Source organism: Mycobacterium sp. E802, from assembly GCF_001666875.1.
Lineage (GTDB): Bacteria > Actinomycetota > Actinomycetes > Mycobacteriales > Mycobacteriaceae > Mycobacterium.
In genome coordinates, this window is record NZ_LZJD01000059.1 from 1 (window position 1) to 11,712 (window position 11,712).

An 11,712-nucleotide genomic window follows, 5' to 3' on the forward strand; every position below is an offset into this window, starting at 1 on the left:
TCCTTGACCTGGACCGAGATCTTGGGTCCGTAGAACGCCGCGCCGCCCGTCCCACCCAAGCCCACACGCAAACCGCGCCGGCGGCGCTGGGGTCGCCTGGTGATGGTGGTGCCCCTGATCCTCGTGCTCACGGTTGCGCTGGCCCTGATAGGCGGGGCCTTCTGGGTCGACTCGTCCCTGCACCGCATCCCGGCCCTGGCCGATTACCCCGAACGCCCGGCCGGAGCCCACGGCACCACGTGGCTGCTCGTCGGATCGGACAGTCGACAGCATCTCAGCCCCGAACAGCAGGCCGACCTGGCCACGGGCGGGGATATCGGCAACGGCCGCACCGACACCATCCTGTTGGTGCACATCCCCGGCATCGGCTCGGACACCCCGGCCACGATGGTCTCGATTCCCCGCGATTCCTACCTGCCGATTCCCGGCTACGGCGAGGACAAGGTCAACGCGGCCTTCTCACTGGGCGGAGCCCCGCTGCTGGCCCAGACCGTCGAGCTCGCCACCGGCCTGCACCTCGACCACTACGCCGAGATCGGGTTCGACGGCTTCGCCGCGCTCGTCGACGCCGTCGGCGGGGTGACGATGTGCCCGGCCGAACCGATCAGCGATCCGCTGGCCGGCATCGACCTGCCCGCCGGTTGCCAAGAGCTCGACGGTCGCAGCGCGCTCGGGTATGTCCGAACCCGCGCCACACCACGCGCCGACCTGGACCGGATGATTCATCAACGCGCCTTCATGTCGGCCCTTCTGCACCGGGCGACCAGCCCGGAGGTGCTGCTCAACCCATTGCGATGGCAGCCGATGGCCCGCGCCGCCACCGACTCGGTGGCTGTGGACGAGAACGCACACGTCTGGGATCTGGGCCGACTGGCCTGGGCCATGCACGGCGACATGGTCACCACGACGGTGCCGATCGGTGAGTTCACCGGCAGCGAGTCCGGTGCCGTGGTGGTCTGGGACAGTGACGCGGCGGGACGGCTGTTCACCGCGCTGGCCAATGACGAAGCAGTCCCAGCGGATGTCATCGAGACGCCCCAACCGTGAACACAGGGCAGGCTAAATTAATCCCAGCAAATTCGACATTGGGAAAGTAATCAGCACCACGCCACTAAGGTAAAGCTTCCCTCAATGAGGTTCACCTTCGATGACAATGGCGCCTGACCTGCTATATCCTCGCCGTCATGACGACGACCAGTGAACTCGACACGAAATTTCACGCGCTTATCCAAGACCAGATTCGCAGCGAGTTCACCGCGTCACAGCAATACATCGCAATTGCGGTTTATTTTGACGGCGCCGATCTGCCGCAGCTTGCCAAGCACTTCTACGCCCAGGCGGTCGAAGAGCGCAACCACGCCATGATGCTGGTCCAGTATCTGCTCGATCGGGACATCGACGCCGAGATCCCCGGTGTCGACAGCGTGTGCAACCGCTTCGACACACCGCGCGATGCGCTCGCGCTGGCGCTCAGCCAGGAGCGCACCGTCACCGAGCAGATCAGCCGGTTGGCCAGCGTGGCCCGCGAAGAGGGCGACTACCTCGGCGAGCAGTTCATGCAGTGGTTCCTCAAGGAGCAGATCGAAGAGGTTTCCTCGATGGCGACGCTGGTCCGGATCGCCGACCGCGCCGGGACCAACCTGTTCCACATCGAGGACTTCGTCGCCAGGGAGCTCAGCGGCGCCACGACTGCGGACCCGGCTGCGCCCAAGGCCGCCGGCGGCGTTCTCTAGCCGAAAGTCAGTCCCGGCCCGCGCCGGTCAGGCCGTTCTCCAGCCAGTTCTTGGTGCGGCCGGGATGATTGGTGGCCACCCAACCCACCCCGATGTCGCGGCAGAACTGGACATCCTCGTAGTGGTCGACGGTCCAGCAGTACAGTGCCCGGCCCTGGGCGGCGGCCCGGTCCACGAGCTCGGGGTGCTCACGCAGGGTGGCGATCGACGGACCCACCGCCGTGGCGCCCACCGTGGTGGCTGCGCTGCCGCCCAGATATCGAGACGTCTCACCGAGCAGCACGGTCGGCAGCATCGGCGCGGCCCGACGGATCCGCCACACCGCCGCCGCCGAGAACGACATCACCACCGCCCGGGACAGATCGGCAGACGCCGGTGCGGCGATGCCGTACCGATGCAGCAGAGCCAGCACCTTGTTCTCCACCAGCGCGCCGTAGCGCACGGGGTGTTTGGTCTCGATGAAAAGCTTGACCGGACGGTTCCAGTCCAACACCAGCGAGACGAGATCGTCGAGGGTCAGTAACCCGGTGTCCCCGGTGGCGCCGCCGGCGTGCCACGACCCGTAGTCGAGACGGCGCAACTCGGCCAGGGTCATCTCACTCACCAGGCCCGTGCCGGTGGAAGTGCGGTCCACCCGGCGATCGTGCACACAGACCAGATGGCCGTCACGCGTCAGCCGAACATCGCATTCCACACCGTCGGCACCCTCGCTCAGCGCCAGGTCGTATGCGGCCAGGGTGTGCTCAGGCCGATCGGCCGATGCGCCGCGATGGGCCACCACGAACGGATGTCCAGGCGTCGGTGTCGCCTGTCCATCGGCTCCGTCGTCGCCCGTCTCCATACGGCTATGCTGCCGGGTTCTGCCCTTGGGACTCAACCGGAACGGCGGATTCCGAGGAATCCTCACGGTCTGCAGAGGTGTCGGGTTCGACGACCACCCACCGCCGGACGCTGGGCTGAGCCGCCGTGCCGCTGCCCTCGAAGCCGGCGAACACCTTCGCGGTCAACAGGAACGCCGCCAACCCCAGCAGATATCCGACGATCGCGATCATGGTGTTGTCGGCGACGTTCTGTGTGGTCCCGCCGAAGAAGGTCACGTACACGGTGCTCACCATCGACGACACCGCGACGACGGCGCTGAGCACCCACACGATCCACCACACGACGATCAGGCGGCGCAGGTGTGAGAGGCGGCCCTCGAGTGCGGCCAGTTCCCAGACGAACACCGGCGCCATCACCAGGTTCACCCCGGGGACCAGACAACCCAGCCACAGGGTCATCGGGCTGCGCGGGTCTACCTCACCGTGCTCGGCGTAGCGGGCGGCCCGTCGTGCGATCAGCCAGCGCACCAGCGCCACCACCGCGAGCACGACGATGACCATCGCCAACAGGCTGGCCAACACACCGAGCAACACTCCGCCGATCGCGATGAGCGGATGCAACAGGATGCTGCGGTTGATCAGCAGCAGCACATACCGGACCAGGTGGGCGAAGGCCGCGACGCCGAGCACCACCATCGCCCCGACGAGCATCAGCCGCGCCGTGCCGACCCCGGACTCATCGTGAGCGTCCCGAGTGTGGTCGTCGACGTCGAAATGCTGCTCCAGCCCCCAACTCGGGATGACGCGGTAGTGCGGCGTCGGACCGAGCGAGCGCCGCGGACGCCGCTGATGCGGCGGAGCACCGGGACGTACCGCGATCCAGCGGTAACCGGGGGCGAGCCTGGGCGCGGGGCCCGGCGCCGACGGTGGCCGCGGGGTTGCCGTCGCGGGGCCGGCGGCCGGCGCCCACTGCGGTTGCGGGGCCGAGGGCGCCAACAAGGAGCCGCCACAGCGGGGGCACCATGACCGCTGCCGGTCACGCACGTTCCAGCGCGTCCCGCACTGCGAACACACCTGGATCATCCGACCAGCCTAGCCACGATCTGGCGTCCCGTTGTCGCGGTCAGATGGAGCCCGGCTCACCGGCATCGGTGACGACCGGCCGGCCGGCCCCCGCCCACGCCAGCATTCCGCCCTCGACGTTGACGGGGGTATAGCCGTTGCGGGCCAAGTAGTTCGCCACCCGCAGGGAGCGTCCCCCGGCATGACAGATCACGTACAGCTCGGCATCCGGGTCGATCTCGGCCATCCGGGTCGGCACGTCGCCCATCGGGATGTGTTGCGCGCCGGCGACGTGACCGCGCTGCCATTCGTCGTCCTCGCGGACGTCGAGGAGCACCACGGACCCTTCGAACGTCGTGGGTACCGCAGCGATGTCTGCCTGTCCGACTTCCACATCGTCCATACCGCCATGCTCGCACGCCGGCCCATAGCAGCGCACCCGGCCCTCGTCGGCCGACGCGGCCGTCAGCAACGGAAACCTATCCACAGTTTCCACAGGTTCATCCACAGGGCCCGCACCTGCGTGAAAGCCTCCGAAATGCACCTAACTGTGCGTCGGCTGTCCATCGCTGTGGATAAATCTGGGGCGTCGGCGTCGGCGATCAACAACCGTCGGCACCGCTGAGCGAAATCGTGTACGCCCGCCCGAACCCGGTTGGCCGCGTTGCCCCGGCCCAGTTGGGATCACGCTGATTCCAGGCCACATCGGCGCCGGTTCCAGGCATCTTGCAGCCGATTTTCACCTGGCCCACACAGGGTCTATGATCGGCGTCACACCAGCTGTTGTGACAGAACTCACTGGGGGGCAAACGTTGATCGTGCAGGTCAGGAGTGTCTGATGGCTTCACATCCACTGGGATCGGGTTCAGCGATACCTCAGCCTGAATGGCATTCGTCCGGACACCTGCACACTCGCAACCAGCAGATGGCCTTTCTGCGGGCCGGCGTGATCGCTCTGCTTCTGTTGGGCGTCCTGGCGGTCATCGTCTTGTTCTGACCGACGGGCGATCGGGTATACGTGTGGTCGGCACGCGCGTCCTTGCGGTGCGCCCTGCGATGGAGCAATGTTGGCAGTGATCTTGAGTGTCGAGCTTGAGATCGGACTTGAGGATCGCTGACGGACGCCCCAGCTCCATCGATCGATAATGAGGAAGGAATCTCGTGGCTGAATACACTTTGCCGGACCTGGATTACGACTACGGAGCGCTGGAACCCCACATCTCCGGGCAGATCAACGAGCTCCACCACAGCAAGCACCACGCGGCGTATGTCAAGGGCGTCAACGACGCCGTCGCCAAGCTCGATGAGGCGCGGGCCAACGGTGACCACGCCGCGATCTTCCTCAACGAGAAGAACCTGGCCTTCCACCTCGGCGGCCACGTGAACCACTCGATCTGGTGGAAGAACCTGTCACCCAACGGCGGCGATAAGCCGACGGGTGATCTCGCCGCGGCGATCGACGATCAGTTCGGCTCGTTCGACAAGTTCCAGGCGCAGTTCACCGCTGCGGCCAACGGTCTGCAGGGCTCGGGCTGGGCCGTGCTCGGCTACGACAGCCTCGGTGACCGGCTGCTGACGTTCCAGCTGTACGACCAGCAGGCCAACGTGCCGCTCGGCATCATTCCGCTGCTGCAGGTCGACATGTGGGAGCACGCCTTCTACCTGCAGTACAAGAACGTCAAGGCGGACTACGTCAAGGCGTTCTGGAACGTCGTCAACTGGGAAGACGTGCAGAACCGCTATGCAGCGGCCACGTCGAAGACCAACGGCCTGATCTTCGGCTGATCCAACCGAGGGCCAGACCGGCTCTGTTCTCTCCAGAAGGGGCGTCGCGCAACAGCGTGACGCCCCGCCCTCGTTTCCGGGGCCGATTCGTTACGCACCCGGTTCCCCGTGTCGCTTGCACCGGCACGACTGCTGGCGCATTCTGATCAGATCGACCCACAGACGTGTCGGTGCGCCACGGCGATGGCGAGCCAATACCGATGTCCCGGAGGCGATATGGATACCACGGGGTCCGGCCGCGCGATCGAGATCGCGCCCTTCCATTCCGGCGGCGCTCTCAAAGGCTTTGTGGTGTCAGGGCGATGGCCTGATTCCACGAAAGAGTGGGCGCAGCTTCTGATTGTCACGGTCCGTGTTGCTTCGTTGCCCGGGTTACTGTCCACCACAACGATTTTCGGCGTTCGGGAGGAATTGCCCGAGCAACCACAACCCGGCACCGTCGGTCTGGTCATCGCCGAAGGTCCGGTGGTCGGCGAATCCGCGCTTCCGCCTGGATATTTCGCCGAGCATCAACCGCCGGCACTTCTGATGCTGCATCCGCCGTCGGAGACCACCCCGTCGTTACCGGAATGCACCGGCGCAGCTTCTGGTTGCGTGCTGTTGCCGGGCCTCCCGCATCTCGGGCTGGAACACCGGGCGGCCTGGGTCGAAGCAGAATCCGACGGGACCGTGACCTCCATGGTCAGCCGGGTCGGCGTCGACCCCATCAGCCATCCCGACACCGCGATCCTGGCGATGCTGTTGGCGGCATGACCCGCCCAGGCCGGGCACATCCTCTCCAGATATGAGAATGTGGCTGCCCAAAATGGATAAGAAACCTGGCGGCAGCAGCAGGTAGCGGCTAAGGTCCCTGAATTGGCGGAGGCGAAAGCCGCGATCGTCGTGTCGACCTACTGGGCTCAATCCCGGCCGACGAAGCGCGGCGGACGACACCTTCGACCGCATGAAATGTGCGCCGTGCAAACGGCACCCACCGGCGATGTGTCGAAAGGCCGCCATGTCTGCTGCCGCAGCCACCGAGGTGAGTGGCCGGATAGCCGCGAACGCACACCGCAACCATGCCGGCCATCCTGATGCGGATGGCGATTCTTCGGCACCGCGCGAAAACCTGGCCCGTTTCGACTCCGCAACCTCGCCTGGAATCAACGCTCCGATTCCGTCCGCAGCTCTCTGGCTACCGCACGCAAGGGGGCTGATGCGCATTCAAGCGCTCCACCTGTAACGTGTTCCACGTCGTTCGACAACGACGCCGCAGGCAATCCGACGCGACGCCAGGTCTGGGGTCTAGCAAATATCTGTTTCCGCTAGTCAGAGCGGTGCCACCGTTGCCGGCCACGAAGACGATCATGATCGGTCAGACCCGTGATCGCAGCTCACCGTACTCAATACAACGCGACCGTCACCTTTTGCAGTGCCAGACGGCGCAATCCCGGCGCACCTCCACGGCGAAGGCCCGGGCATCTCCGCCAAGGGCCCACAAAACGCAAAGCCAGTTTAAGTTTTGTGCGGTTTGCACTTGGTTGTCGTCACAACACTCGCTACCATAGTCAGCAAATACGCCGCCTTATTCGTACCGCTCGTGATGCATGTGGAGGTCAAATCGATGAGCAAGACGTTCGCCGCCCGCCTGAACCGCCTGTTCGATACGGTTTATCCACCTGGGCGCGGACCCCACACGTCTGCCGAGGTGATCGCCGCACTGAAGTCTGAGGGCGTCACCATGTCGGCCCCGTACCTGTCCCAGCTTCGTTCGGGCAACCGGACCAACCCGTCGGCGGCAACCATGGCCGCACTTGCCAACTTCTTCCGGATCAAGCCGGCTTACTTCACCGACGACGAGTACTACGAGAAGCTCGACAAGGAACTGACCTGGCTGGCCAGCATGCGTGACGAAGGGGTTCGCCGGATCGCCGCCCGCACCGTCGGGTTGTCCACGGAGGCTCAGCAGGATCTCGTCCAGAAGGTCGATGAGCTGCGCCGCCGGGAACACCTCGACGACTGATCGTCGGTTTTCCGCACTCGAACCACGCCGGTGGGGATCAGTTTCGGTGGTCCCCATTCGCGTGGTTTTCAGCTGCGCGCCGCCGTGCGGCCCAATTCCCGGTACTGCTCGGCGATCGCCAGGATCCACTCCCGGTCTGAATACGATTCGGGCTGACTGAGCCACGTCAGTCCCGGAAACGCCGAACCGTCGTCCCCGTCGCGCGTGTCACGGATCCACTGCGCGACGCTTCGGGCCTGATCGCGCGGGGGCACCTTCGGACGCTCGCCGTCCCCCAATTGTGTTGTGCCGCTTGACCCCGGCGGTGCCGACGCCTCATGCCGGCGCGCGTCGGCCGCGGTGGCCTCAAGGTAGAGCGCGTCGGAGATCAGCGACATGCGTTCGGCCACGCGGAACACGAGCGGACCACGCGGACGCACACCGATGCCGACGTCGGGCTGCCGGCGGGCCAGTTCACTCAACAACGGCTTGATGGTCCGCAGCTCATGGTGTGCCCCGAACCAGTCTTCGACGCTCGGGAGCAGCGATCCGGCGGCGACGATCACCATCGCACATCCGAGCAGGGTCGCCGCGGCGCCGACACCGACCGGCTCTGTCCGGCCCGCGGCCCGGATCAGGAAAAAGCCGCTGGCCGCGACGATCAGCACCATGCCGATGGTGAACAGGAACAGGGCCCGGCCGCGCCGGCTGCGATTCGAGTAGCGCAGGCCGGCCCACACCACCAGGGTCAGCGCCAGGAACACGTAGAGCAGTGGCAGCAGCCACGAGGTGCCGTCCGCGCCGAGGTCCCGCTTCAGATATTCCGCGGGCGCCATCTCCGGCTGCTTACCGGCGCTGAAGAAGATGACCACGCTGACGACCGCCACCACAGCGGCGATGCCGTACTGGATCAGGGCGATGCGTCGGGTCATCGTGGCCGAGTGGTCCGAAGATGCGGTCGTGATCATCACGCAACTGCCTGCCGCACAAGCGATCAACGCGATCTGGCTCAATGCCACCGCGACGTTCGGCCAGTGCAGCAGTGTGTCGATCAGCAGGGCCAGCGGCTCCCAGTTCAACGCAGCGACGATCCCCAGGCTGCCCAACGACACGATCATCGCCGAGCTCACCAGGGATTGTTTGTTGACCAGTGCCCAACCGATGCGCAGGCCGGTCGCCAGGCCGAGCAGCCCGGCAATCACCCAAACGATCAACCAAACGCCTCTCCGAGGCGGACCTGCACGATCGATGATCGGTCGGACGGCAGTCGGCCCAGGCGGTAGAGCAGGAGTGCGGCAAAGTCCTCGGCCTCCTGCTCGATGTCCTCGCCGTTGGGACCCATGCAACCGGTCCGCTGGTTGAGCATGTAGCTGATCAGGTCAGAGGTGGCGACCTCAGCAGAGGCCGCCGCCGCGTCGACGATCGAGATGCCCTCATGTCCCAGGACGAGGTGCCCGAGCTCGTGGGCCAACGTGCGATCCCAGGCCGGAAGTCCCTGTTGGATGAGGAAAACGTCATGGTCGACGTACTGACGCCATTGCCCGCAGACGCCGGGCGGGAGCTCGGCCATGGTCAGCTCGATCGGCCTACCACGACTCTCGGCCACTGCATCGACCAAGCGGGTCAAGGTGACTTCGCCCTTGCGCGGGGCGAGGTCGAGCACCTCGTTGACAGCACGCGTGACACTTCGGCTGGCCGACATGTTCCCCCCTCTCATCCCTTCGTAGTACCCCGGGATATTGTCCCAAGTCGTTCTCAGGTCATGAACCGGGTTGCGTCGATTCGGACCGTACGGCCGGCTTTTGCCTGCCGGTACCCGACGAATCCGCCCAGACCGGTGAGTGCCATCATCCCGGTTACCCCCGGCAGGGCCATCGCCGCGATCTCGGTGGTGCTGGCGGTGCGCAGATAGTCTGCATACCCCGCCCGGAACGATGCCGGCGGAATCGCGGCGTCCAACCCGACCGCGACCGGAGTCGGCGTCTCGATGCTCAGCTTGGTGGTGGGGTGCACGTCGGGCCCGGACCGCGGCCCACGGTCGGAGTCCGGACCGCTCAACGGCACCGCCAGCGGCGGCACGATGACCGGCAGGACGACGGGAACCACGATCGGCGGCACTCCGGCCGCCGCGGCCAATCCGGGCGGCGGCGCACCGGGGTTGGCGACGGCCTGGGGCTGTGTCGGTCGCAGCGGCAACTGCATGCTCGGTGGGCGCGCGTAGTTGAACGGTGCCGGCACTCCACCGTCCCGGTCGTTTCCGACGTCCGGAAGTCCGATGACGATGGAGGTGGAGGTCTGCGTCGTCTCGGTTGGCTCGGTGGTCTCCGTCGTCTTGGTGGTCTCCGTCGTCTTGGTGGTCTCCGTCGACGTCCGAGTGGTGGACGTGGCCGCGCTCGTCGTCACCGAGACCTCGGTCGTGGTGACGTCGGTACTGCTGGGGGTGGCCGAGGTCTGCGACGGCCCTGTTGTTTCGGTAGGCCCTGTGGTTTCGGTGGACGGCCCGGTGCTGGGTGTCTCGGTCTTGGTGGCGGTCGGTATCCCGGTGTGGGTGGCCGTCGGCGTGCCCGAGGGTTCCGAAGGTTTGCCCGACGTCCTCGTCGGCTCACCACTGGTCCGCGTCGGTTTGTCGGTGGGCCGGTGCCATCGGCGCGTACCCCATGGGCGGCGCGGGCCGCCGTCACCGCCGTGGACGTCCCCGTCGTGACCGTGGCCCGAGACGTGATCGTGGTCGCGGCCCCCTCGGGGGCCCGAGTGGTCCTTACCGGTGCTGCTCGAGGCTTCATGACCGCCGGCCGGCCGGCCCCGGTCGGGGTCGGCAAACGCCAGCGCTCCACCTATCCCCGCAGTGATCAGGCCAGAAAGCACCAGACCGGTCGAGGCGGCGACGCGCAACCGCGAACGCACGTTGTCACCACCCTTTCGCGCACCGCCCTATGGCTGAAATGAACCGGTTCGATTCTTGCACAATCATCCAGCTCAAATTTGCTAGCTCAGCCGATTGCCCGGCTGGTTCCCGGGGAGCCGCGGTCGAGCAAATCGGCCGGACGATACTGTGGGTCTGCAGCAGTTCTGCGGTGACCATCGACACACGACGAATTGACCGGGAGGCAACCGGAATGGGCCTGTTCACGCGACGAAAAAGCCGCGCCACCCGCCGCGCCGAAGCCCGCGCCATCAAGGCCAAGGCCAAGCTGGAAGCCCGGCTCACCGCAAAGAACGAGGCTCGTCGCATCAGGTCGGATCAAAAAGCTGCGCACCGCGCCCTCAAAGCTCAGGTCAAAGCCCAGCGCGACAGCGACCGCAATGCCCTCAAAGTGGCCGAGGCAGAGTTGAAGGCCGCACGGGAAGGGCGCCTGCTCTCCCCCGCCCGGATTCGGCGTCTGCTGACCGTCACGCGTTTGCTGGCGCCGGTGCTGGTGCCACTGATCTACCGCGCCGCCACGGCCGCCAGGGGCGCCCTGGACGAGCGTCGGGCCGATCGGCTCGGCGTTCCGCTGGCTCAACTCGGTCAGTTCTCCGGACATGGTGCCGAGCTGTCGGCGCGGATCTCCGGTGCCGAGCAGACGCTACGGCAGGTCGCCGAGAAGAAACCCAAGGATGCCGAGACCAAGCAGTTCGTCACCGCGATCGGCGAGCGGCTGACCGATCTGGCCGCTGCCGTGACCGCGGCGGAGAACATGCCGACCGCCCGCCGTCGCGGCGCACACGCGGCGATCGCCGCTCAGCTCGACGGCATCGATGCCGACCTGATGGCTCGGTTGGGCCTGGTCTGAGCCGACGTCCATGACCGTCGTCCGTACCGACTCCGCAGCCGGCCTGCGCGGTACGGCCGTCGGCTCGCTCACCGCCGCGCTGGCCGTGGCGGCCCATGGCATGGCGGGTGGCAGCCTGCCGACCGGGGCAGTGGCCGCCCAGCTCGCGATCCTCGCCGTGACACTGGGAACCATCGCCGCCACGGTGGCCCGGGCGAACCGCGTCGCGGTGTTGTGGCTGCTCCTGGGTGCCGGCCAACTGCTGGCCCACCTATTGATGGCCGCCACGTCGCACTCGCATGATTCCTGGCCCGGCCCGACGATGTTCGGCGCGCACGTGGTGGCGGTATCGCTCGGTGCGGCCCTGATCGCATGCGGGGCCCGGTTGTCGGCGGCCGTGTCTCGCGTGGTGCGTGCGGTGGCCGCCGAGCGCGGCCCGGTGCCGGTGCCGACGGTCCGCGCCCTTGCCGACGGCGCCGATCAGCCGTTGCACTCCGCACTCTTCCTGGCCGCCTCTGTGTCGCATCGCGGTCCACCGGTCCGGCTTCCCGCCTGATCACACCGACCCGAACGACACA

The 11,712-nt window shown here is 66.5% G+C and carries 15 protein-coding genes; 9 read left to right on the top strand and 6 right to left on the bottom strand.

Features of this window, described 5'->3' with window-relative positions; all coding sequences use genetic code 11:
* Positions 1-102: 102 nt before the first annotated feature.
* Both A5699_RS08640 and A5699_RS08645 read left to right on the top strand, forming a co-directional pair.
* Positions 103-1,047 carry an LCP family protein gene (locus tag A5699_RS08640; protein WP_197508236.1) on the top strand — a complete coding sequence of 315 codons (945 nt, stop codon included), beginning with the start codon at positions 103-105 and terminating at the stop codon, positions 1,045-1,047.
* Positions 1,048-1,184: 137 nt separating this feature from the next.
* The gene (locus tag A5699_RS08645; RefSeq protein WP_067768219.1) at positions 1,185-1,733 is read left to right on the top strand and encodes a ferritin; all 549 of its coding nucleotides are present in this window, start codon (positions 1,185-1,187) and stop codon (positions 1,731-1,733) included.
* Positions 1,734-1,740: 7 nt separating this feature from the next.
* Here the strand turns inward: A5699_RS08645 and A5699_RS08650 are convergent, their stop codons facing one another.
* Genes A5699_RS08650 through A5699_RS08660 form a run of 3 tightly spaced genes read right to left on the bottom strand, consistent with a single transcriptional unit; the run spans position 1,741 to position 4,019 of the window.
* Positions 1,741-2,574 (bottom strand): glycerophosphodiester phosphodiesterase, encoded by an 834-nt coding sequence (locus A5699_RS08650; protein ID WP_067768221.1) that lies wholly within the window; start codon positions 2,572-2,574, stop codon positions 1,741-1,743.
* Positions 2,575-2,578: 4 nt separating this feature from the next.
* A complete protein-coding gene (locus A5699_RS08655; protein ID WP_067768223.1) occupies positions 2,579-3,637 on the bottom strand; it encodes a DUF4328 domain-containing protein in 1,059 nt (352 codons plus the stop codon).
* Between the two features lie 40 nt (positions 3,638-3,677).
* Positions 3,678-4,019, bottom strand: coding sequence for a rhodanese-like domain-containing protein (locus tag A5699_RS08660; RefSeq protein ID WP_067768280.1), 342 nt, complete (start codon positions 4,017-4,019; stop codon positions 3,678-3,680).
* A 435-nt stretch (positions 4,020-4,454) separates the two neighbouring features.
* Between A5699_RS08660 and A5699_RS29040 the strand changes: the two genes are divergently transcribed.
* The 4 genes from A5699_RS29040 to A5699_RS08675 all read left to right on the top strand — a co-directional run bounded on the left by A5699_RS29040 (position 4,455) and on the right by A5699_RS08675 (position 7,403).
* Positions 4,455-4,613 carry a hypothetical protein gene (locus A5699_RS29040; protein WP_197508235.1) on the top strand — a complete coding sequence of 53 codons (159 nt, stop codon included), beginning with the start codon at positions 4,455-4,457 and terminating at the stop codon, positions 4,611-4,613.
* A 164-nt stretch (positions 4,614-4,777) separates the two neighbouring features.
* A complete protein-coding gene (locus A5699_RS08665; protein WP_003883955.1) occupies positions 4,778-5,401 on the top strand; it encodes a superoxide dismutase in 624 nt (207 codons plus the stop codon).
* A 216-nt stretch (positions 5,402-5,617) separates the two neighbouring features.
* Positions 5,618-6,154 (top strand): peptidase, encoded by a 537-nt coding sequence (locus A5699_RS08670; protein ID WP_067768225.1) that lies wholly within the window; start codon positions 5,618-5,620, stop codon positions 6,152-6,154.
* Between the two features lie 850 nt (positions 6,155-7,004).
* Positions 7,005-7,403, top strand: coding sequence for a secretion protein EspR (locus A5699_RS08675; protein WP_066902092.1), 399 nt, complete (start codon positions 7,005-7,007; stop codon positions 7,401-7,403).
* Between the two features lie 68 nt (positions 7,404-7,471).
* Here A5699_RS08675 and A5699_RS08680 read toward each other — a convergent pair whose 3' ends face one another.
* The 3 genes from A5699_RS08680 to A5699_RS29515 are packed head-to-tail and all read right to left on the bottom strand — an operon-like array spanning position 7,472 to position 9,620.
* Positions 7,472-8,596: a hypothetical protein gene (locus A5699_RS08680; RefSeq protein ID WP_067768227.1), complete on the bottom strand. Its 1,125-nt coding sequence runs from the start codon at positions 8,594-8,596 to the stop codon at positions 7,472-7,474.
* Positions 8,593-9,084 (bottom strand): ImmA/IrrE family metallo-endopeptidase, encoded by a 492-nt coding sequence (locus tag A5699_RS08685; RefSeq protein ID WP_067768228.1) that lies wholly within the window; start codon positions 9,082-9,084, stop codon positions 8,593-8,595. Before A5699_RS08685 ends, A5699_RS08680 begins: the two co-directional genes overlap by 4 nt.
* Positions 9,085-9,137: 53 nt before the next feature.
* Positions 9,138-9,620 carry a hypothetical protein gene (locus A5699_RS29515; RefSeq protein ID WP_231965652.1) on the bottom strand — a complete coding sequence of 161 codons (483 nt, stop codon included), beginning with the start codon at positions 9,618-9,620 and terminating at the stop codon, positions 9,138-9,140.
* Positions 9,621-9,657: 37 nt separating this feature from the next.
* Between A5699_RS29515 and A5699_RS29520 the strand changes: the two genes are divergently transcribed.
* From A5699_RS29520 to A5699_RS08710, 3 genes are all read left to right on the top strand, one after another.
* Positions 9,658-10,086, top strand: coding sequence for a hypothetical protein (locus A5699_RS29520; RefSeq protein ID WP_067768230.1), 429 nt, complete (start codon positions 9,658-9,660; stop codon positions 10,084-10,086).
* Positions 10,087-10,498: 412 nt separating this feature from the next.
* Entirely contained in the window at positions 10,499-11,155 is a 657-nt protein-coding gene (locus A5699_RS08705) for a DUF6474 family protein (RefSeq protein ID WP_067768234.1), read from the top strand.
* Positions 11,156-11,165: 10 nt separating this feature from the next.
* Positions 11,166-11,690 carry a hypothetical protein gene (locus A5699_RS08710; RefSeq protein ID WP_067768236.1) on the top strand — a complete coding sequence of 175 codons (525 nt, stop codon included), beginning with the start codon at positions 11,166-11,168 and terminating at the stop codon, positions 11,688-11,690.
* Positions 11,691-11,712: the final 22 nt, after the last annotated feature.

Excerpts from the sequence above, each read along its gene's own strand:
- A5699_RS08640 (WP_197508236.1), top strand. The coding sequence starts at position 103 with ATGGTGGTGCCCCTGATCCTCGTGCTCACGGTTGCGCTGGCCCTGATA.
- A5699_RS08645 (WP_067768219.1), top strand. The coding sequence starts at position 1,185 with ATGACGACGACCAGTGAACTCGACACGAAATTTCACGCGCTTATCCAA.
- A5699_RS08650 (WP_067768221.1), bottom strand. The coding sequence starts at position 2,574 with ATGGAGACGGGCGACGACGGAGCCGATGGACAGGCGACACCGACGCCT.
- A5699_RS08655 (WP_067768223.1), bottom strand. The coding sequence starts at position 3,637 with ATGATCCAGGTGTGTTCGCAGTGCGGGACGCGCTGGAACGTGCGTGAC.
- A5699_RS08660 (WP_067768280.1), bottom strand. The coding sequence starts at position 4,019 with ATGGACGATGTGGAAGTCGGACAGGCAGACATCGCTGCGGTACCCACG.
- A5699_RS29040 (WP_197508235.1), top strand. The coding sequence starts at position 4,455 with ATGGCTTCACATCCACTGGGATCGGGTTCAGCGATACCTCAGCCTGAA.
- A5699_RS08670 (WP_067768225.1), top strand. The coding sequence starts at position 5,618 with ATGGATACCACGGGGTCCGGCCGCGCGATCGAGATCGCGCCCTTCCAT.
- A5699_RS08675 (WP_066902092.1), top strand. The coding sequence starts at position 7,005 with ATGAGCAAGACGTTCGCCGCCCGCCTGAACCGCCTGTTCGATACGGTT.
- A5699_RS08685 (WP_067768228.1), bottom strand. The coding sequence starts at position 9,084 with ATGTCGGCCAGCCGAAGTGTCACGCGTGCTGTCAACGAGGTGCTCGAC.
- A5699_RS29520 (WP_067768230.1), top strand. The coding sequence starts at position 9,658 with ATGACGATGGAGGTGGAGGTCTGCGTCGTCTCGGTTGGCTCGGTGGTC.
- A5699_RS08705 (WP_067768234.1), top strand. The coding sequence starts at position 10,499 with ATGGGCCTGTTCACGCGACGAAAAAGCCGCGCCACCCGCCGCGCCGAA.
- A5699_RS08710 (WP_067768236.1), top strand. The coding sequence starts at position 11,166 with ATGACCGTCGTCCGTACCGACTCCGCAGCCGGCCTGCGCGGTACGGCC.